Here is a 19,115-nt window from a genome sequence, read left to right as displayed (position 1 = left end):
TGGGGGTATCTCCGTGGGTAAAAATAGGGTGTTAGTGGGAAACGGCGCGTACGGCTGGGTTGTCGGCCAGCGGCACGAACTTGCCGGTGCGGCCATCGAAGGCCTGGATGCAGCCGCTCTCGATGTCGTAGACCCAGCCATGCAGCGTTACGCGCTTTTCTTCGAGTGCAAGGCGCACTGAGGGGTGCGTTTGGATATTGGCCAACTGCGCGATGACGTTTTCGCGCACCATCGAGGCGACCTTGGCGGGCTGGTCAACATGCTTGCGGGCCTCATTAACTACCCGGCCGGAATCGGCGTAGCGCAACCAGCCGGCCACGGCGGGCATGTGGTCCAGGCATTTGCAGGTGGCGATGGCGGTCATGGCGCCGCAGTCGGAATGCCCGCAGATCACGATGTCGCTGACCTGCAAGGCGGCGACGGCGTATTCCACCGAGGCCGACACGCCGCCCGGCTCAGGGCCGTAGGACGGCACGATGTTGCCGGCGTTGCGAATGACGAACAGGTCGCCCGGCTCACGCTGCGTGACCAGCTCTGGCACCAGCCGGCTGTCGGAGCAAGAGATGAACAGCGCCCGTGGGCTCTGCTGGTTGGCCAGGTCTTTAAACAGGCCGGCACGCTCGGGGAAGGCGCTGCGTTGAAACTTCAGGAAACCGTCGATGATGTCTTGCATGGGTGACTCCAGTGATTCGCGATGCGATGAAGCAAAGGTTACGGAGCGGGTGCAATAAGGTAAAAGTCTCATATATGATCAAGCACATTAGATAATCTTATGGGTTCAACCATGCTGGCACGACATATCCAATACTTCCTTGCGGTCGCGGAACATCAGGGCTTCACGAAGGCGGCGACGGCCCTGCATGTCTCGCAGCCAGCGCTGTCGCAGCAAGTGCGGCAGCTGGAAGAGAGCCTCGGCGCACAGTTGTTTGATCGCTCGGGACGCAAGACGCGCCTGACCGATGCCGGGGAGGTTTACCTACGCTATGCACTGCGGGCGGCGCAGGAACTGCAGGAAGGCAAACGTGCGATCCATGACGTGGGCGATTTGAGCCGGGGAACGCTGCGGATTGCCGTGACGCCGACCTTCACCACTTATCTGGTTGGGCCGCTGGTGGAAGCCTTTCACCAGCGCTACCCGAACATCACGCTGAACGTGCGTGAGGTCGCCCAGGAGCAGATGGAGCACCAACTGCTGGCCGACGAGCTGGACGTGGGTATTGCGTTTGATGAGGTGCATGCGCAAGACATCGAGACCTTTCCCCTGCTGGTCGAAACCCTTGCGCTGGTAGTTGGTCAACAGCACCCGCTGGCGGGGGAGCGGGCCATTGGGTTGGAGGCGCTGAATGGCGAATCACTGATTTTGCTGAGCAAGGAATTCGCCACCCGCGAGCAAATCGACCGCTACTGCAACCAACACGGCATCCGCCCGCGCGTGGTGATGGAGGCCAATGTGATCGGTGCGTTGATTGAGGTGGTGCGCAGGACCACACTGTCGACCTTGCTTCCGGCCGCCATTGCGCGGGCGCATCCAGAGTTGGTGGCCGTTGAGCTGGGGCCGCAGCGGTTGGAGCGCACGGCGGTGTTGATGCAGCGCAAAGGGGTTTATCAGTCTGCGGCTGCACGGGCGTTTATGGACGTAGCGAAGCACGTGGCGGGAGCCTAGGAATATGTGTCCCAGAGCTTGTTTCGGAATCGTTTGCCTGGGTCCAATTGCGCCTTAAGTGCAAACAGGCGCCGCGCGTTCGGGTAGGCGCGTGAGAATTGCTCCGGCGTCGCATGCAACTGGTACGGCAGGTAGTAGGTTCCACCTAGCGACAGCGCGGCGTCGATAAGCTCACGTGTCCACACGCCGACTTCCTCGCGATCTGCCACGCCAACGCGTTGCCAGTAATAGAGTACGAACGAAAACACTTCTTCACGTGCCCAAGACAGGCACGATTGAGTGTCACTCGGCGCGTGCCGGATGGAGATATTGACGGCATTCACAGCGTGCGCCCGCAGGATGCCAGCCATCAACGGTACGAACGCATCGAGTTGGGCGACGGGAACAAAATACTCCTGCAACGCATAGGTGCTGGTGCGGGTTGCGATAGGCCCCAGTGAGGCGACGTCCGCACTGGCTTCGTAATTGCGCCGTACCACCGGGTGGCTGAGATAGCGCAGCGGATCAACCACGTCCTTGCGGATCAATGGGCCGCCGGGAAGCTTTGTCACACTCCACATCACGGCCTCATCAAACTTGTACGATTGCCCCGGCGCGACTAACCGGTCTGCGACTGTCGGCGCTTTGTCGGTGGCGCACCAGGTGACGCACGTGGCCCGGTCAAAGAACGGCGGCGCCAAATCGGCGTTGTGCAAAATAGCCTGGGCGTTACCACGGACGTGGTCATTGAAAAACATCGGGTAATCGGCAACGGGCAGTCGGCGCACCTGACGCTCCATGGCGACGTTGGGTACAAGGTCCAATTCGACTTCGGTGATCACGCCCAACGCGCCGTAGCCACCGATCGCGGCGTAGAACACGTCGGCGCGGGTGCTGCGGGAAGCTTCGATTACCGAGCTGTCCGCCAGCACCAGTTGCAGGCAACGTACCGAATTGATCAGCGGGCCAGCGCCGACATAACGCCCATGCGCATTGACAGACAACGACCCGCCGACGGTGAAGTTGGCGTAGCTCTGCATTATTTTTACCGCGAGGTCATGTGGGTCGATGACCGACTGTAAATCGCGCCAGCGCATGCCTGCTTGCACCCGTATCACCTGGTTCTGCGGCGAGAACCGGACCACCCGATTGAACCTTCGCATATCGAGGTGCAGGCAGCCCTCGGTGGCAATCTGTCCGCCCATGCTGTAGCGCCCACCGCCCATACTGACGGGCCCTGCCCCTTCGGCAAGCGCCTGGCAAATCTCCTGCGTCGTACGCGGGGTGAGCACACCGTTAACCCATATCGGGTTAAGCAGCGTCACATCGTTAATCAGCTCACCTGAAGGTGTGGCCGCTATCGCCCAAGGTGCTAGCGCACTGGCTGCGATACCGACCATGCCAGCGTGAAGCAGCTCGCGCCGCGTGCACTTCACCGGGCCCACCGCTTCGCCGCCGGTTGCTCCGCTGCGTGAGCATGCCCGGGTGCGTCGACAATGACGTGCACCTGCGAACTGCGCAGCACGCTCGCCGGCGTCACGGTACGCCGCTGCCACGGAATGCGGCCCAGGTACCAGCAACGCCAGAAGACCAGCCTCGGGTCGGGATTTTGTTGCAGTAACGTCGCGAACGTCTCCACCTCTCCCACCTGAATGTCGGTCGCTTCATAAATAACGTCACGAACGAAGCGCGAACAGAACTGGCGTCGCGAACTGATGTTGAAACCGGTGTCGTAGAACGTGCCCATGCGCCGAAGCGCTGCTTCGACCAGCGCACTGTGATGCTGGTCGCTGAGCGCAGAGGTCAACCTCGCAACGGCGTAACGGCCGTGCTCGGAGCGTTGCAGAAAGCGCGTCAGTGGCGTGGTTCGCGCGAAGGGAAACGTGCTTTCCGCTATCAACGGCTCGTCGCCACGGTTGTCGACGACGATGCCCACGTGGTTAGTCCACGAGTTCGTGGCGCTGGCGACTTCCAGGAACGGTCGGGCGGTAACGCGGATGAAAACCAGGTCCCCAATCTGCAAATTAGCCACGGGCGTTCTGACCGGTGTGATCACTCCATTGTCTACGGGCATGCTGACCTCCTTTTTTGAGGGGCCAGTATGCGAGGAGGATGCATATTTCACACCTTTACCCCAACTATTTTCGTAAACTGCTACCCCCAGCATCGAATTCCAATACTTATGACGCAGATTACCCAGCTCATCACCACAATCAAGCAGCGCCTGAAGTCTGCGGGAATGACCTATCGCGACGTCGCGCAAGCGCTTGACCTTTCAGAGCCCAGCGTAAAACGCCTGCTGGCCAGTGGTCGTCTGACGGTGGAGCGTCTCGCCCAGTTGAGTGATTTGCTCGGTTTGACGATGGCGCAATTGCTTCAGGAGGCGGAGTCGTCGGCACCGCGCCTGCAGATGCTGGAGCGCGAACAGGAAGCGCAACTGGTATCAGACCAAACGTTGTTGCTGGTGGCCGTGTGTGCACTGAATCACTGGTCGCTGGAAGACATACTGTCTGCCTATTGCGTGTCGAAAGCCGAATGCATCAAGCACCTGCTGGTGTTAGAGCGCATGGGCCTGGCGGACCTGAAACCGGGCAATCGGATCAGGCTGCTCGTCGCGCGCGACTTTGATTGGTTGCCGAACGGTCCTATCCGCCAATTTTTTCTGCGCCAGGGTTTACCCGACTTTATGCGCAGCCCGTTCGAGGCACCGGACGAAACCCTGGACTTTGCGCATGGCATGTTGACGAAGACTGCTTACGCTCAGCTGCAAGTCGAAATGCACAGGCTGCGCAGCAAGCTGGCGGCGCTTCACAACGAATCGCTGACCGCGCCTTTGTCTGAGAAACGCGGAACGGCGCTCTTGCTGGCACTGCGTGTATGGGAACCACTGGCCTTCAGGAAGCTCAAGCGCAGCTAGTCGCAAGGGCTGGCGGTCTTTCGCGGGTTTGGGTATTACAGTACCTTGAGTAATACTGGCCCGGCCCCAACCCCGAGGTGTTCCCCGTGTAATAAGGTCAAGTGGCGCGAGTGGTCATGGATAAAACGAAACACAGCGCTTTCGCCTATCAGGCGGTGTACCGCTACCTAGTCGAGTTGATCGACGCCAGCCCTACGCAGGTCGAGCGCAAACTGCCGTCCCTGCGCCAGCTGGCCGCGCGCCTGGGCGTGTCGGTGTCGACCACCAAGTACGCCTACGCGCTGCTCGAAGATGAAGGGCGGATCTACGCCAAACCCAAGTTCGGCTACTTCACCCGGTCGCTGCCCGCGCCGTTGTTGACGCAAGGCTCGCCCAGCCTGCTCGACCAAGTGTTCGCCCATGCCCGCCAGCCGGGAATGCTGGCGTTGAGCAGCGATGCACCGGCGATGCTGCTGTCGCTGGAAAACCCGCTGCTGATGCTCGAACGTGAGCTGACGCGCCAACACCCGCGCGCCCTCACGCCGCTGTACCTGCCGTTCGGCGAGCCCGAGTTGCGCGCCGCACTGGCCGAGCGCTACACCCAATCGGCCGACAATTACTGGCAGGCCGACCATGTATTTATCGGCTCGGACCTGCACAGTGTGCTGGATGCCGCGCTCAACGCCCTGGACCTGGCCGGTACGGTGGCGTTGGTGGAGTCGCCGTGTTCGTGGGCGATTTTGCGTCAGTTGCAGGCGGCGAAGGTCCGCGTGATCGAGTTGCGCCTTGATACGCACGGGCGTTTCGACCTGGCTGCGCTGGAAGGCTTGCTGACGCAGGAGCCGATTCGATTCGCGGTGCTGTCCTCGACGGTGAATATTCCGCAGGGCGGCGTGGTGCCGACGCAGGATAAGCAGCAGATTTGCCGCTGGCTGGCGCAGCGAGATATCTGGCTGTTTGAAAACGACACCTATGGCGAGTTGTATTTTGAGCCGCAGCCGGCGCGCTATCGCGACTTTGCCGACCCGCAGAAACTGCTGGTGTTCTCGACCTTCGATAAAGTCATCGGTTCAGAAGCGCCGTATGGGTATGTGCTGTGTCGCGGGCAGGGGCCGCAGTTGCAGCGAGTGTTCCTGGAGCGGGGCTTTCGCCTCTCGCCGATCCGCCAGAAGGCGATCGCCAAACTGTTCACCTCCAAGCGTATCGACCCCCATTTGAAGGCGCTGCGGGCTTTGTTGCTGGAGCGGATGACAGGCATGAAAGCTCTGTTGGACGAGGTGCACTGGCCGGCGCTCGTGCCCCGAGGCGGCGCGAGTTTCTGGCTTAAGGCCCCGCCCTCAGTCGACCTGCGCCAGGTGTTCGAGCGCTTGCTCGCCCAGCGCATCGTCATCGCCCCCGGCGAGCTGTTCAGCCAACAAGGCGCGTGGCAGCAGCACCTGCGCCTGAGCTACACCCTGGACTGGAGCAAAGATATCGCCCAGGCCGTGCAGCAACTGGCCCAGGCGGTGCGTCAAAGCCCGTAGCAATGCCGCGCTTCGGGGAAACGGCCGTGGCGAACATCCTCGGCAAAGCGCTCGCAGGCATCGCGAATCACCGCGCCAACATCGGCGTACTGTTTAACGAAGCGCGGCAGGTGCTCACCGCCCAAGCCCAACACGTCTTCGGTGACCAGCACCTGGCCGTCGCACGCCGGCGAAGCACCGATGCCGATAGTCGGCCTGCTCGAGTCCAAGGTGATCTGCCGGGCCACACCTTCGGCCACCCCTTCCAGCAACAGACTGAAAGCGCCCGCTTGCAGAGTGGCGCGGGCATCAGCGGCAATCACCGCCGCCGTTTCAGCCGTGAGGCCCTGGGCCTTAAACCCGCCCATCACATTGACGAACTGCGGCATCAACCCCACATGAGCCATCACCGGAATGCCGCGCGCAACCAGGAACTCAACAGTGCCCGCCAACGCCTGGTTGGCCTCCAGCTTGACGGCATCGCAACCGGTGCGCGCCAACACTTGGGCACAGTTGCGAAACGCTTGCTCGTTGGATTCCTGATAACTGCCGAATGGCATGTCAGCAATGACACAGGCCAGGCGCGTGCTGTCGACCACCGCACGGGTGTGGCCGATGATTTCTTCGAGCTGCATGCTCAAGGTCGAGGGGCGGCCATAGCCGACCATGGCCGTGGAGTCACCCACCAGAATGAAGTCGACCAACGGGTCGATCAGCTTGGCGATGGCGCTGGAATACGCGGTCAGGGCGACGATTTTCTGTTGGCCCTTCATCGCGACCAGTTGCGGCACAGTGATGCGTTTAGTGCGGGTGTGGATGCTCATCGAGGGTCTTCCGTTTGCGCTGAATACCCGGCCCGATTATTGGCAGAACGCACGGCGATTCAATGCACAGATCGGCGCTAAAAAGCGACCCAGGTTTTTAAACTGGTATCATCCAAACCTTCACCGATCAGGCAAAAAGAAATGAACCGCCAGAAAAAACTCAAGCAGCTCTTCAGGGCCAAAGCGAAAAAAGCCAGTGCCAAATTGGCGCCGAAAAGCAAAGACATCTACATTAGCAAAGCCGACCGCGCCAAACTCGAAGCTGAGGCCGATCAAGCCTCAACCAGCGCCGCTGACACGTCCAGCTGAAGGCGTCCGCGCTTCATATTTGCCCCAGATACGCCGCAGATGCCGCGCCGAACCAAAGCCGGCGCGCTCGGCGACGGTTTCAATGTCCAGGGTCGATTCAACCAGTAACTCACGCGCCACGGTCAACCGCAGTTGGTGCAGGTAATCCAGCGGGCTGATGCCGACGTGCTCGCGAAATAACCGCGCCAGGTGGCGGCTGCTGGTGTAGGCCAGGCCGGCCATACGTGTGACGGTCCACGGCTCACACGGGGATGCGGCGATGGCGTCCTGCACCCGATGCACAGCGGGATGCAGGTGGTTGCGCCCGGCCAGCCATGGCGACAGCTGCGGGTCGGCGCCGCTGCGGCGCATGTACACCACCATGTCCCGCGCCACCGCGCAGGCCAGCCGTGGCCCGGCCAGCTCGGCGACCACGTGCAGCATCAAGTCGATACCCGCCGTGACTCCGGCGCTGCAACTGATGTTGCCATCGGTGACGTACAGGCGGTTTTCCAGTACCCGGGCCTTTGGCGCCATGGTTTGCAAAATGGAGCACAGCGCGTGGTGGGTGGTGCACTGGCGCCCGTCAAGCAGCCCGGCCCGGGCGGCGCTCAAGGCACCGGCGCACACGCACACCAGCCGTTCACCGCAGGGCGCGAACACGGTTTGCAGCCACTGGGTCAGTTTATTGCTGGCCGACTCGAACACCTGCTGACGTGCCCGGGTGACCTTCGAGGTGGAGCCCACCAACACCACCCACGTGCCGGGCGCCAGGCTTGGCGGCAATGGCGCCAACCCGCTCAGGGGCAAGCCGATCGAGGTTTGCAGCGACTCCACCGGGCTGACGTACTGCAAGTCAAAGTCGATGGCCGCCGGGTCTTCGGCTTGAGCCGCCAGGCGCAGCACTTCGGCGGGGCCGGCCAGGTCGAGCATCAGCACGTTGGGCAACAGCACGAACAGCACCGGCACGCTCATAGGTTCAACCTTCCAGTGCCTGGGCCACGCTGGCAATGCGCGCGAAACGCCCTTCCAGCACCAACTCCGTGCGCTCGCGAATCTCAGCCGCGGTGTAGACCCGGCCACTACGCTCGTGGGTCATCGGGAAGGTCATGGTCGCCTCGCTGACAAAATCCACATTGAGGCCGCTGTCCGAGGCCTGCCGTATGGTGGTTTCACAGCACTGTTCGGTGCGAATGCCACTGATGATCACCGTCGTCACGCCCATCTCCGTGAGCCGCGCAGCCAGGGGCGTGCCGGCGAAAGCGCTGTGGTAGCGCTTGTGAATAACCACATCGGGGTTGATCGACAATTCGCTCAACGCCCGCACGTTGCCCGAGGCCAGGGAAAAATGCCCTTGGTCCTCGACATGCAAGACTTGTATCACCGGGATGCCGTGTTGAACACACCCATCGATGAGCGCCTGTTGTTTTTCCAGGTAAGCTGGCAGGTCATTTTCGGACCAGTAGGTAGAATGGCGGAACGAATGCTGGGCATCGATAACGATAAGGGCTTTGCGGGTCATAAGGGGCCTTCTGGCTTGCAGATCAGTGAATGATGCAAGCCATACTAGGCATTCCGACAGGTGAGTAACAGGCGTATGCCGGACCACTTCAGGACGGATTCGGACATAATTTGTCAGCGGCGCAAATCACCTTGAGAGGTTTCATGCAGGGTGGTCAAGGCAATCAACGCACAGACCGCAGCCCCCGCCATGAAAAATCCCGGGACCAGCAAATTGCCCGTCGAGCCGATCAACGACGTGACAATGTACGGCGTGATCCCACCGCCCAGAATGGCGCCTAAGTTAATGCTGATGGCCATGCCGGTGTAACGAACCCGCGTCGGAAACTGTTCCGCATAGGTGGGATAGCCGACTGACTGGATCACCGGCATCGGCAACGTCGCCACAAAAAACGCTAGGACCGCAATGAACAGGCTGCTGTTGTTCATCAGCACCATCATCGGAATGACTAACACCGCATAGCCAACAAAACCGATCGCCAGGGCTTTCTTGCGCCCGATACGGTCAGACAACCCGCCCCAGAACGGCATGAGCGCGGCCATGCACAGGCTGACGCCGGCGATGACCCAATAGATGTTTGATTTTTCGAAATGCAGGTAGGAGGTCAAGTAGATGTTCATGAACACCAGGCCGATGTAATACCCGGCGTTCTGCGCGAAGGCGAACACCACCACCCGCAGCACCGCTGGCAGGTTTTGCGTGAGCACCTCTTTGACCGGCGCCGCGGGTGGTTTTTGCACAGCGAGAAAGGCTTTGAACTCAGGCGTTTCCTCGACGTTGTGGCGCATGATGCACGAGAAAATCACCAACGGGATGGCAAGGAAAAACGGAATACGCCACGCCCACGCTTGCAGTTGTTGCGCGTCGACCAGCCCGGTGGTGATGCCGCAGATGATCGCCGCCATAGACCCGCCAATCGCCACGCCGACCGGGGTGAAGGCGCCGTAAAAACCGCGCCGCCCCTTGGGCGAGGACTCGGCCAGGAAGGCTGCCGCCCCGATCACCTCACCTCCGGCGAAAAAGCCCTGGACCAAGCGAATCAGCACCAGCAGGATCGGCGCGACAATGCCCACTTGGGCGGACGTTGGCAGCAAGCCGATAATCGCTGTCGCAGTGCCCATGCCGACCACGGTGCTCAGCAGCACTTTGCGCCGACCGATACGGTCTGCCAGCCGCCCCAGCAGAATGCCGCCCAAGGGCCGAATCAAGAACGCACTGCCGAACACCGCCAGCGTGGCAAGCAGCGCGGCAGCAGCGTTATCACTGGGGAAGAATAACGGCGCGATAATCGTCGCCATAAAACCGTACACGCCGAACTCGTAATACTCCACCGCCGTGCCCGTAGCAGCGGCAATCGCAGCGCGCTTGGCGACCTGGCTTGCACTGCTTTCAGCGGTTTGATTGCACCCGCCAAAAGGGGTCGATGGGGCCGTAGTAGCGATCAATTGAGACATAAACACCTTCCACTCTGACTGTTGGTCATTTGAGTTATTGAGGTGGGCTGTTCCACCCAAAAGTAAACCCAGCGGCAACCGAGGGGTTTTAATGCTCGACAGTAAGAATGTTGAAAGTGGGACTCATCATGCAGCGCTCCTATTTTTATTATTCGGTAGCGACGGTTTTTTCAGTGAGCGGCTTCCAATCGTTTCAGCGTGCGCGCACGCGTCACGAGCAGTTGCTGCGCCATGGGTAAATCAATCAGGACAAAGCGCACTTCATCGCCCGGCATCAGTTGCGCCAGCCTGGGCAAATCCACGCTCGCCACCTGCGCAATGCGAGGGTAGCCACCGGTGGTTTGACGGTCCGCCATCAGCACAATCGGCTGCCCGCCGGCGGGTACTTGCACGGTGCCGAAAGCCACGCTTTGCGACAGCAGTTGTTTGGGCTGCGTGAGTTCCAGGCCGGCGCCTTCAAGCCGATAGCCCATACGGTCCGACGCCTCTGTCATCGCGTAGGGTTCAGTGAGAAAAGCGTGCCGCGCCGCCTCAGAAAAATCCGGCCACTCACGACCGTGCAGCACTCGTATCAAGACAGGGCTGGTTCGCTCGCCAACCAGCAGACCCGAAGGAATATTCAAGCGCGGCGGGTTGGCAAATGAAGAACAAATGGGAATCACATCTCCGGCCTTCAACGCCCGCCCGCACAGCCCGCCAAACCCTCCCCGGCTATACGTGCTGCTGCTATTCATCACGGGTGTGAGCAAATACCCACCGCTGACGGCTAGATAAGCCCGCGCACCGTATTCACGCTTTTCGAAGCGCAGTACCGCACCCGGTTTTATGCAAACGGCCTGCCCCGGTTTCAGTGCCGCACCGTTCAGGCGTGCACCCAGGTCGGCGCCTGCCAGGGCGATCAGTGCCTTCGCTTGAAAACACAGGACAGGGCCTTGAATCGTCATTTCCAAGGTCGCGGCAGTCGTCGGGTTGCCCACTAACAAGTTGGCCAGTGCATGCGCGTCTTGGTCCATCGCGCCGTTGACCGGCACGCCCCAATGCTGGAAGCCCACGCGGCCGGTGTCCTGAAAAAAGGAAAACAACCCGGGCCGAATCACGTTGATGCTCATCGCTGTTCTACGGCCAGCTGTTCAAACTCACCGGCCGTTATCGGCACAAACCGCACCTGATCACCGCTGCTCAACAGACACGGCGGCTGATTGGCCGGTGAAAACATTGGCAACGGTGTGCGGCCGACAATGTTCCAGCCGCCCGGCAAATCGGCGGGGTAAATCACGCTCTGACAATTTGCCAGCCCCACACTGCCGCGCTTGACCAGCGTACGCGGCACGGCGCGGCGCCCCAGTTTCAGCGCAGGCGCGTGCATGCCGATATACGGGTGGCCCGGCGCGAAACCGACCATCAGCACATCGACCCATTGCCCGCTGTGCGCGGCAATGACTTCGCCAGGGGTCATGTCGCAGGCGTTGGCGATAGCCAGCAGGTCCGGCGCGTAGTCACCCTCGTAGCACACCGGAATTTCAAACCGTTTGGGGGTGATGCGCGGCAGGTTCTGCTGCTGTGTCAGGGCGTCTTTCAGCACCTCGGCCACGGCGTCGTACGGTAGCAGTTCGGGGTACAGCACGGCGAACATATCGGGGGAGTAATGCACGCCCACGGATACCATTGCCGGGATCACATCGGTAACGCCGCTGAGCAGCCCACGCGCCAACAGGTCGTGCAGCGTTGCACTGAACGCTACGGCACGGCGGTTGGCCTGCGCACTGAACACCGTTGCAAACTCCACCACGATGCAGCTGTCGCCACACGGTTCGAACTGCCAGCGTTGTTCAGCACGCAAGGACCAACTATCACAGTTAACGTCAGACATAATGTCGTCATCTCTCATGCGGCAGGCATGAAGATCCGCCCAGCAAGGCTTCACGTCTTATTAACGCCGTCGCTCGGGTGGCGACGGTCGCGCAGGGTGCAATCACTTGGCAAACAGTTGGCTCATGTCCTTGAACGCTTTGAACTCCAGCGCGTTGCCGCACGGGTCAAACAGAAACATCGTGGCTTGCTCACCGACCTGGCCCTGGAAGCGAATATAGGGTTCGATCACAAATTGGGTTTCGCGCGCCCGCAGCCGATCGGCCAAGGCTTCCCACTGCTCCCACTGCAAAATGATGCCGAAATGCGGGACCGGCACATCGTGACCATCGACCGGATTGGCGTGCACCGACGCCTGGGATTGGGTCTTGGGGTGTTCGTGAATAACCAGCTGGTGGCCGTAGAAATCGAAATCGACCCATTGCGCGCTGGAGCGGCCTTCGGCGAGCCCAAACACGTCGCCATAGAAGTGGCGAGCGGCAGCGAGGTCGTAGACGGGAATAGCTAAATGAAAGGGCGAAAGGCTCACGGTGGCTACCTGCAGGTGCTGTTATTCAGAACGCGATTCTTCACCAGAAAGCCCCTGCGATAAAGCGCATATCTTTCGCCCTGAGCCTCAATTTTTTTGATGCTCGCGCCCTACTTCGGCGCACCCAGCACTTCTACGACGCACGCCCGGAATAGCGCGAAGAGCGGCAATTGGCGCTGGGTGTACTTGGTCAGCAACACGATTTCGCGATAGAACGTGAGCGTATCCAAGCGCAAAACCCGCACGTCGCTGCCGTGTTCCAGCCACAAACCGGCCATCGGCACCAGGGACACGCCGAGGCCGCTGCGGACCATTTTGACGATGGCGTCCAACTCATCAAGCTCAAGCGCCTGTTGCGTCTGGATCTGCTGTTCCTTGAGAAACTGCGTGACCTGGCGCCCGCCGAACGAGCCACGGTCATAGCGCACAAAAGGTTGCTCGCGCAGGATCTGCAACGGGTCATCGCCCGGCACGTCCTTGGCGGTGATCAGCACAAAGGGCTCACGGGCGATGACCTCGATATTCAGGTCTTTGGGCAAATTGAACGGCGGGTGGATCATGATCGCCAGGTCCAGCTCACCGGCATCGACCTGGCTGAGCAGGTTCAGCGAAACACCCGGCACCAAGTTGACCTCGATGAACGGCGCGCGGCGTTTAAGCGCCACCAGCGCCTGGGGCAGGAGGCCGGTTTGTACGCTGCCGATGGCGCCGATCCGCAATGAGCCGTGGAAGTTATTGGCGCTATCAGGGGTGCCCATGCGCGAGAAAATATCGAGAATTTCTTCCGCCAGCGGCACCGCGCGCTGCCCCGCCGAGTTGAGGGTGGCGGAGCGGCCGGTGCGATCGAACAGCTTCACCCCGAGCGCGTCTTCAAGGTGCTTGATTTGCGCGCTCACGGCCGATTGCGTCAGGCCCACTTGCTGGCCTGCGGCGGCAAAGGTGCCACGCCGTGCGGCGCTCACGAAGGTTCTTAACTCTCTAATCATGCCGGTTACCTCACCGTTCACTCAGCAGCCGTTCAATGCCACCTGCGGCCGCTCGCCCGTAAAGAACAACGGCCGCAGCCGCACGCCCACGCCGTTACCGATGAACGCCGCCACCAACCACACCCAGCCATGCAGGCTGCCCGAGGCGATGCCACTGAAGTACGCACCGATATTGCAACCGTACGCCAAGCGCGAGCCGTAGCCCAGCAACAAGCCACCGATCACCGCCGCCACCAGCGAACGCGCCGGGATGTTCAGGCTCGGCGCAAAACGCCCGGCCAGGCCTGCCGCCAACAGCGCACCGAGGACGATGCCGATGTCCATGACGCTGGTGATGTCTTCCCACACCGGTGCGGCCAGGGCCTTGGCATTGCCCGGCATTTGCCAGAACGCCCAGCTGGCCACGTCCACACCCAAGCCGCTGGCGACTTTGGCGCCCCACAGCGCGAACGCCGAGGTAATGCCCCACGGCCGCCCGGCCAGTGCCAGGGTCGCGTAGTTGAGCAGCGCCAGGCCAATCGCGCCCCACACCAACGGCCAGGGCCCGCGCAGGAAACGGCGCCAGCCTGTGTGTTCGCTGGTGGCGCGCGCTTCAAGCTGGCCATGACAACCCTTCTCGAGGCGCGCGCTGACCGCTGCGATGATCGCGAACACGGCCAAGCTCAAGATCAACGCCGGCACTACACCGAAGCTTTTGACGATGGAAACCGCTGGGAACGACGGCAATGCAAACCACCAATCGACATGGTGGGTCGCAATCAACGAGCCGCAAATAAAGAAGAATAACGTCACCAACATGCGCGCATTGCCGCCACCCACGGTGAACAACGTGCCCGAGGCGCAACCGCCGCCCAACTGCATGCCGATGCCGAAAATAAACGCACCAAACACCACCGATACCCCGGCCGGCGCCACCAGCCCGACCACCGGCTGACCCAACAACGTACCCGCCCCCAGCGCCGGGAAAAACAGCACGACCGCCACCGCCAGCATCACCATCTGCGCGCGTAAACCGGCGCCGCGCCGATCATTGATGAAGACACGCCAGGCCGACGTGAAGCCGAAAGCGGCGTGGTACAGGGTCAAGCCCAGCGCCGCGCCGACCACCAGCAACAGCAGCTGGCGCGAGCCGACGCTGTTCTGCAGGAACACGGCGCCCACCACCAGGATGATAAACGCCAGCAGCGGCGCGATGGGCTTGCGCGCGGGGGTCAGGGAAAGGGAGGTGCTCATGGGGAGTCTCGGTGTGTTTGAATGGGGGTAGGTATGATGGCATGGAATCCGGACGCCTAGGCCAACAGGTCGAGCGTGGGAGTCTTGCGTGTTTTCTGAATGAATAGAACGAGTTCACATGGGCAGTACACCGAAACTGGAAATCGAGGGTACCGCTTACGACGACTTTCTAAACCGCTGGAACCAGGGAGCGTTCGAGCAACAGCGGCTTGGCCAAGCGTTCTACAACCATTTCCAACTGCACACACTCAACGATCAGGCGTCCATTTGCGCACTCCATGGCAGCGATGGAGAGAAAGCGAAGGCCGCGATTTTGCGGCTGTTTGAAATCAAATGATCTTTTAGCGAACCGGCCATCATCGAGTGGCCCGACAACCGGAGGAACTAACGCCCTCATGAGTGTCCTCGGCACGTTCCGTTCCCTGCGCAGCCCCAACTACCGCATCTGGGCCGCCGGTGCGCTGGTGTCCAACGTCGGTACCTGGATGCAACGCACCGCCCAGGATTGGCTGGTGCTCACCCAACTCACCCCTCACAACGCCGCCGCCGTGGGGATCGTCATGGCGCTGCAGTTCGGGCCGCAGTTGTTGCTGCTGCCGTGGACCGGGTTTGCCGCCGACCACTACGACCAGCGCAAGCTGCTGATCGTCACCCAAGCGGTCATGGGCCTGCTGGCACTGACGCTGGGGGTGTTCACCCTCACAGGCTTCGTGCAACTCTGGCACGTGTACGTGTTTGCGTTTTTATCCGGCTGCGCCTCGGCCTTCGATGCGCCGGTGCGGCAGATTTTCGTGGCCGAACTGGTGGGCGAGAAAGATTTGTCCAACGCCATCGCGCTCAACTCCACCTCGTTCAACATGGCGCGCATGATCGGCCCGGCCGTGGCGGGCGTGACCATCGCCTCAGTCGGCACCGGCTGGGCGTTCCTGCTTAATGGCTCGAGCTTTTTTGCGGTGCTGGCGTCGCTGTTTTTGCTGCGCGTGTCCAGCCAGCACACCAAGGTACGCGCGCTGCGGACCAAAGGCAGCCTCACCGAGGGCATGCGTTATGTGTGGGCGCGGCCGGACCTGAAGGCGATCTTGCTGATGCTGTTTCTGATCGGCACCTTCGGCATGAATTTCCCGATTTTCATCTCGACCATGGCCGTCACCGAATTCCATGCTGATGCGCGTGGCTACGGCCTGCTGACCTCGACCCTGGCCATCGGCACCATCGCCGGCGCGCTGATTGCCGCTGGCAGTGAGCGACCGCAGTTCAAGTCACTGCTGACCGGCGCGGCGGTGTTTGGCTTTGGTTGCATACTCGCAGCGTTGGCACCGAACTACTGGATGTTCGCGATTGCGCTGGTGATCATCGGCGTGGGTGCCATGACCTTCAGCAACACCACCAACAGCCTGATGCAACTCACCACCGAGCCCGCCATGCGTGGACGCGTGATCGCCCTGCGCGTCGCCGTCGCCCTCGGTGGCACGCCGATTGGTGCGCCCATCGTCGGCTGGGTGGCCGACCACCTCGGCCCGCGCTGGGCGCTGGTGGTTGGCGCGGTGTCGGGCATCCTGGCGGTGGGCGTGGCGCTTTACACCCTGAAGCGTCAGCTGGACCGGCCCAAATAGCGCCTGCACACGCCACCTTGTATAGGGGGGTGGGGTATGCAATGATGCGCCCCATCATAGGTAGGGGGGTATATCGTGGGCCACATTGCCGCAAACAAAGACAGCCTGATCAAGCGCGTCAAACGCATCGCCGGGCAGCTACAGGCGGTTGAAAAAGCCCTGGAGTCGGACCTCGACTGCGCCAAAACCCTGCACCTGGTGGCCGCCACACGCGGCGCCATCAACGGTTTGATGGAAGAAATCATCGAAGACCACGCCAGAGCCCATGTGGCCGACCCCGCCCTCAGCGAGGAAGCCCGCGCCCGTGGCGTCGAAGAGCTGCTGGAAGCCATTCGGCGGTATTCCAAATGAACGCCGCCCATAGCGCTCACACCCACGAACATGTGTTCCTCGGCTCGGCCCACGACGAAAACGCCAAACGCACCCTGTGGGTCGTGATGTTGACGGTGGTGATGATGGTCGCGGAAATTGCCGCCGGGGCCTTGACCGGTTCCATGGCGTTGCTGGCGGACGGCTTTCACATGGCCACCCACGCGGGCGCGTTGGGCATTGCCGCTGCGGCCTACGCCTACGCCAAACGCAATGCGAGCAACTCACGCTACAGCTTTGGCACCGGCAAAGTCGGCGACCTGGGCGGGTTCGCCTCGGCGCTTATCCTGGCGCTGGTGTCCTTAGGCATTGGTGTCGAGTCGGTGATGCGCTTGCTGCAGCCTACCGAAGTACAGTTCGGTACCGCCACGCTGATTGCGGTGGTGGGGTTGGCGGTGAACATCGCCAGCGCGCTGTTGCTGGGCCACGGTCACAGCCATGGGCACGATCATGATCACGACCCTCATGGCCACGACAACAACATGCGCTCAGCCTACGTGCATGTGCTCGCCGATGCGCTGACCTCTGTGCTCGCCATCGCCGCGTTGCTGGCGGGGCGGTATCTGGGCTGGGTGTGGCTGGACCCGGCGATGGGCATTGTCGGCGCGGTGGTGATTGCCCGGTGGTCCTGGAGCTTGATGCGCACCACCGCCGGCGTGTTGCTGGACCAAACCGATGAACACGTCGCCGCCGAGATCCGCGAACTCGTCGAACAACCTGGCGATGCGACGATTACCGACTTGCACGTGTGGCGGGTGGGTCCCGACGCGCATGCGGCCATCGTCAGCGTGGTGGGCCGCTCGACCACAGATGCCGAGCGCATTCGCGAGCGCCTCAAACCGGTTCATGAAGTGAGCCACCTCACCGTTGAATTTCGCGCGCTCTAGCTGCGCGCCCTTGATTAAACCCAGGTGAGACCTTGGCTAAAGATATCGAAAACCCGTGCATCTCCCCCTGCCAACTCAGCGGCGATCTATGCGTCAGTTGCGGGCGGTGCAAGGACGACATTCGCAAATGGAAACGCATGAAGCGCCCGGAAAAGATGGCCGCCGTGCAGCGTGCGACGTTGCGGTTAAAGGCGTTGAAAAAGGCTAAATAAGGCTGACGCTGCCGCCAGCCTTTAGAGGGCACATCAGGTGCGCCCCACCGAGCCGCTGACCGGCAAATCACCCAGCAGCTTAAGCCCGGTGCTCTTCACAAAGGTGTCGTAGTCCATCGGTTTCTGGATGCGGGTTTCAGCGTTGGGCAGCACATAAGCCCAGGCGCGTTTCGACGAGGCGTCGTACACCAGCTTGAACAGACGCGTGGGCACCCAGACCTTGTTGTGACCGACGGTGCTGTAACCTGCATCAAACAAGGGGCCGGTGAACACAAACACATTGCCGCCGGCACGCACGGCGAACTTGCGCACGTCCGCCTCGACCTTGCTCCAGATTTTGCGGTTGTTGGTGGGGTCTTGCGGCACCATGTTCGACAGCGCGAAGGATTGCGCCATGGCATTCGCGCTCGGCGCATCGGCAGCCGGGGACTGATGGCCACGGTCCACGGCCGGGTGTTGGCTGCGGTAGTCGCTCAACTCGGCGCGAGCGCCTTTAGGGATGCGCGGGTCCGGGTAGAACTGGTTGGTGCGCTCTTCACCTTTAGCGTTTTTCAGTTGGGCGGCATTCAGGCGTTCCACCACCACCAGTGGTGTCTTGCTGGTCTGCGAGTAAAGCACCGCAAAATTGTCCGAACACAACGCCATGGGTTTCATCGAAGTGGGCACGGTGGCGGTGTTGATCGGCCTGGCGCCAGGGAACAGATCGGCGCAGCTGGCAAACGAGGGTTGCTGTTGTTGGCTGGAATAGAGGCCGAGCGCCGCGCGCTGGCTGATCGAGCTTGAGCGGGAGGTGTGTTCCTGTGCGGGGGGCTTGATAAAGTCCAGCAACCCCCGGGCATCTGCCCCGGTGGAGAGCAGAACGAGAGCTGATAGCCCGAGTGCAATTTTGCGCAGGTGCATGCATGACTTCTTTGAAAGGGAGTAAGGCGTCAGGCTCCGAAAAACGGAGCCAAGTGGATGATATTGCGGGGGTTATTGACCTGACCAAGGCCTATTAGTGCCCGGCCACGAAGGGTTTTTCTGTGCCACGTGCGCCCGGCTTGAATCCATGGGCATGAGCGCCCCGAGAGTGTCAGATTTTTTGTGTGCGGGCCGGTAACGGCCTGCCGACAGGCAGGCCTTAGTTTTACCAGGTAGGCCTGATAAATCGATCTCCGTACAGAATCGCAAATTGGTTCATCGCACTCTTCCAGTCATGTGCCGGTTTGCCCCAGTTAGCAGTGATATTTCGCAATCCCAACCAGATTAATTTTGTTGCAGCATCGTCCGTTGGGAAGTGCCCTCGGGTC

At 61.2% G+C, this 19,115-nt stretch carries 22 protein-coding genes and 1 pseudogene; 9 read left to right on the top strand and 14 right to left on the bottom strand.

What is annotated here, in order from left to right:
- Window positions 1-31: 31 nt before the first annotated feature.
- Entirely contained in the window at window positions 32-673 is a 642-nt protein-coding gene (locus E0F99_RS22575; RefSeq protein ID WP_083357641.1) for a carbonic anhydrase, read from the bottom strand.
- Window positions 674-784: 111 nt separating this feature from the next.
- Here E0F99_RS22575 and cynR point away from each other — a divergent pair, with 111 nt between their 5' ends.
- Window positions 785-1,663, top strand: coding sequence for a transcriptional regulator CynR (gene cynR / locus E0F99_RS22570; protein ID WP_083360395.1), 879 nt, complete (start codon window positions 785-787; stop codon window positions 1,661-1,663).
- Here cynR and E0F99_RS22565 read toward each other — a convergent pair.
- Both E0F99_RS22565 and E0F99_RS22560 read right to left on the bottom strand, forming a co-directional pair.
- Window positions 1,660-3,042, bottom strand: a complete 1,383-nt coding sequence (locus E0F99_RS22565) for an FAD-binding oxidoreductase (protein ID WP_083360394.1) — start codon at window positions 3,040-3,042, stop codon at window positions 1,660-1,662. The genes cynR and E0F99_RS22565 overlap by 4 nt on opposite strands.
- A gap of 32 nt (window positions 3,043-3,074) precedes the next feature.
- Window positions 3,075-3,716: a YebB family permuted papain-like enzyme gene (locus tag E0F99_RS22560; protein ID WP_083357640.1), complete on the bottom strand. Its 642-nt coding sequence runs from the start codon at window positions 3,714-3,716 to the stop codon at window positions 3,075-3,077.
- Between the two features lie 108 nt (window positions 3,717-3,824).
- On the opposite strand from E0F99_RS22560, the gene E0F99_RS22555 reads away from it, so the two are divergent.
- Together E0F99_RS22555 and E0F99_RS22550 are read left to right on the top strand one after the other, a co-directional pair.
- On the top strand, window positions 3,825-4,559 hold the full coding sequence (locus tag E0F99_RS22555) for a helix-turn-helix domain-containing protein (protein ID WP_083357639.1): 735 nt from the start codon (window positions 3,825-3,827) through the stop codon (window positions 4,557-4,559).
- A gap of 116 nt (window positions 4,560-4,675) precedes the next feature.
- Window positions 4,676-6,061 carry an aminotransferase-like domain-containing protein gene (locus tag E0F99_RS22550; RefSeq protein WP_083357638.1) on the top strand — a complete coding sequence of 462 codons (1,386 nt, stop codon included), beginning with the start codon at window positions 4,676-4,678 and terminating at the stop codon, window positions 6,059-6,061.
- On the opposite strand, the gene panB is transcribed toward E0F99_RS22550, so the two are convergent.
- Window positions 6,049-6,864, bottom strand: coding sequence for a 3-methyl-2-oxobutanoate hydroxymethyltransferase (gene panB / locus E0F99_RS22545; RefSeq protein WP_083357637.1), 816 nt, complete (start codon window positions 6,862-6,864; stop codon window positions 6,049-6,051). The genes E0F99_RS22550 and panB overlap by 13 nt on opposite strands.
- 141 nt (window positions 6,865-7,005) lie before the next feature.
- Between panB and E0F99_RS22540 the strand changes: the two genes are divergently transcribed.
- The gene (locus tag E0F99_RS22540) at window positions 7,006-7,173 is read left to right on the top strand and encodes a DUF2986 domain-containing protein (RefSeq protein WP_083357636.1); all 168 of its coding nucleotides are present in this window, start codon (window positions 7,006-7,008) and stop codon (window positions 7,171-7,173) included.
- Here the strand turns inward: E0F99_RS22540 and E0F99_RS22535 are convergent.
- The 8 genes from E0F99_RS22535 to E0F99_RS22500 form a co-directional block, all read right to left on the bottom strand.
- Window positions 7,144-8,127 carry a GlxA family transcriptional regulator gene (locus tag E0F99_RS22535; protein ID WP_083357635.1) on the bottom strand — a complete coding sequence of 328 codons (984 nt, stop codon included), beginning with the start codon at window positions 8,125-8,127 and terminating at the stop codon, window positions 7,144-7,146. The genes E0F99_RS22540 and E0F99_RS22535 overlap by 30 nt on opposite strands.
- Window positions 8,128-8,131: 4 nt before the next feature.
- Complete coding sequence (locus E0F99_RS22530; protein ID WP_083357634.1) at window positions 8,132-8,674, bottom strand: cysteine hydrolase family protein; 543 nt, start codon at window positions 8,672-8,674, stop codon at window positions 8,132-8,134.
- A gap of 113 nt (window positions 8,675-8,787) precedes the next feature.
- Window positions 8,788-10,128, bottom strand: a complete 1,341-nt coding sequence (locus tag E0F99_RS22525; protein WP_083357633.1) for an MFS transporter — start codon at window positions 10,126-10,128, stop codon at window positions 8,788-8,790.
- A 170-nt stretch (window positions 10,129-10,298) separates the two neighbouring features.
- Window positions 10,299-11,237, bottom strand: a complete 939-nt coding sequence (locus E0F99_RS22520) for a 5-oxoprolinase subunit C family protein (RefSeq protein WP_130908936.1) — start codon at window positions 11,235-11,237, stop codon at window positions 10,299-10,301.
- A complete protein-coding gene (pxpB, locus tag E0F99_RS22515) occupies window positions 11,234-11,998 on the bottom strand; it encodes a 5-oxoprolinase subunit PxpB (RefSeq protein ID WP_083357631.1) in 765 nt (254 codons plus the stop codon). The genes E0F99_RS22520 and pxpB overlap by 4 nt, the downstream gene beginning before the upstream one ends.
- A gap of 102 nt (window positions 11,999-12,100) precedes the next feature.
- Window positions 12,101-12,526, bottom strand: a complete 426-nt coding sequence (locus tag E0F99_RS22510) for a VOC family protein (protein ID WP_083357630.1) — start codon at window positions 12,524-12,526, stop codon at window positions 12,101-12,103.
- 110 nt (window positions 12,527-12,636) lie between these two features.
- The gene (locus E0F99_RS22505) at window positions 12,637-13,512 is read right to left on the bottom strand and encodes a LysR family transcriptional regulator (RefSeq protein ID WP_083360393.1); all 876 of its coding nucleotides are present in this window, start codon (window positions 13,510-13,512) and stop codon (window positions 12,637-12,639) included.
- Window positions 13,513-13,533: 21 nt separating this feature from the next.
- Entirely contained in the window at window positions 13,534-14,745 is a 1,212-nt protein-coding gene (locus E0F99_RS22500) for a YeeE/YedE family protein (protein ID WP_083357629.1), read from the bottom strand.
- 118 nt (window positions 14,746-14,863) lie between these two features.
- On the opposite strand from E0F99_RS22500, the gene E0F99_RS22495 reads away from it, so the two are divergent.
- From E0F99_RS22495 to E0F99_RS22475, 5 genes are all read left to right on the top strand, one after another.
- Entirely contained in the window at window positions 14,864-15,082 is a 219-nt protein-coding gene (locus E0F99_RS22495; RefSeq protein WP_083357628.1) for a hypothetical protein, read from the top strand.
- 58 nt (window positions 15,083-15,140) lie between these two features.
- Window positions 15,141-16,358: an MFS transporter gene (locus E0F99_RS22490; RefSeq protein ID WP_083357627.1), complete on the top strand. Its 1,218-nt coding sequence runs from the start codon at window positions 15,141-15,143 to the stop codon at window positions 16,356-16,358.
- Window positions 16,359-16,433: 75 nt separating this feature from the next.
- Window positions 16,434-16,709 carry a metal/formaldehyde-sensitive transcriptional repressor gene (locus tag E0F99_RS22485; RefSeq protein WP_083357626.1) on the top strand — a complete coding sequence of 92 codons (276 nt, stop codon included), beginning with the start codon at window positions 16,434-16,436 and terminating at the stop codon, window positions 16,707-16,709.
- Window positions 16,706-17,614, top strand: a complete 909-nt coding sequence (gene dmeF / locus E0F99_RS22480) for a CDF family Co(II)/Ni(II) efflux transporter DmeF (protein ID WP_083357625.1) — start codon at window positions 16,706-16,708, stop codon at window positions 17,612-17,614. The genes E0F99_RS22485 and dmeF overlap by 4 nt, the downstream gene beginning before the upstream one ends.
- Before the next feature lie 32 nt (window positions 17,615-17,646).
- Window positions 17,647-17,826, top strand: coding sequence for a DUF1289 domain-containing protein (locus tag E0F99_RS22475; protein WP_130908935.1), 180 nt, complete (start codon window positions 17,647-17,649; stop codon window positions 17,824-17,826).
- A 33-nt stretch (window positions 17,827-17,859) separates the two neighbouring features.
- Here the strand turns inward: E0F99_RS22475 and E0F99_RS22470 are convergent, their stop codons facing one another.
- Together E0F99_RS22470 and E0F99_RS22465 are read right to left on the bottom strand one after the other, a co-directional pair.
- Window positions 17,860-18,726, bottom strand: coding sequence for a DNA/RNA non-specific endonuclease (locus tag E0F99_RS22470; protein WP_083357623.1), 867 nt, complete (start codon window positions 18,724-18,726; stop codon window positions 17,860-17,862).
- Window positions 18,727-18,952: 226 nt separating this feature from the next.
- Window positions 18,953-19,115, bottom strand: a pseudogene (locus E0F99_RS22465) (IS256 family transposase); the annotation flags it as partial.

The sequence above is a fragment of the Pseudomonas antarctica genome (assembly GCF_900624995.1).
Lineage (GTDB): Bacteria > Pseudomonadota > Gammaproteobacteria > Pseudomonadales > Pseudomonadaceae > Aquipseudomonas > Aquipseudomonas antarctica.
Note: the sequence above shows the minus strand (reverse complement) of the source record. Positions and strands in the feature narration are given on the sequence as shown.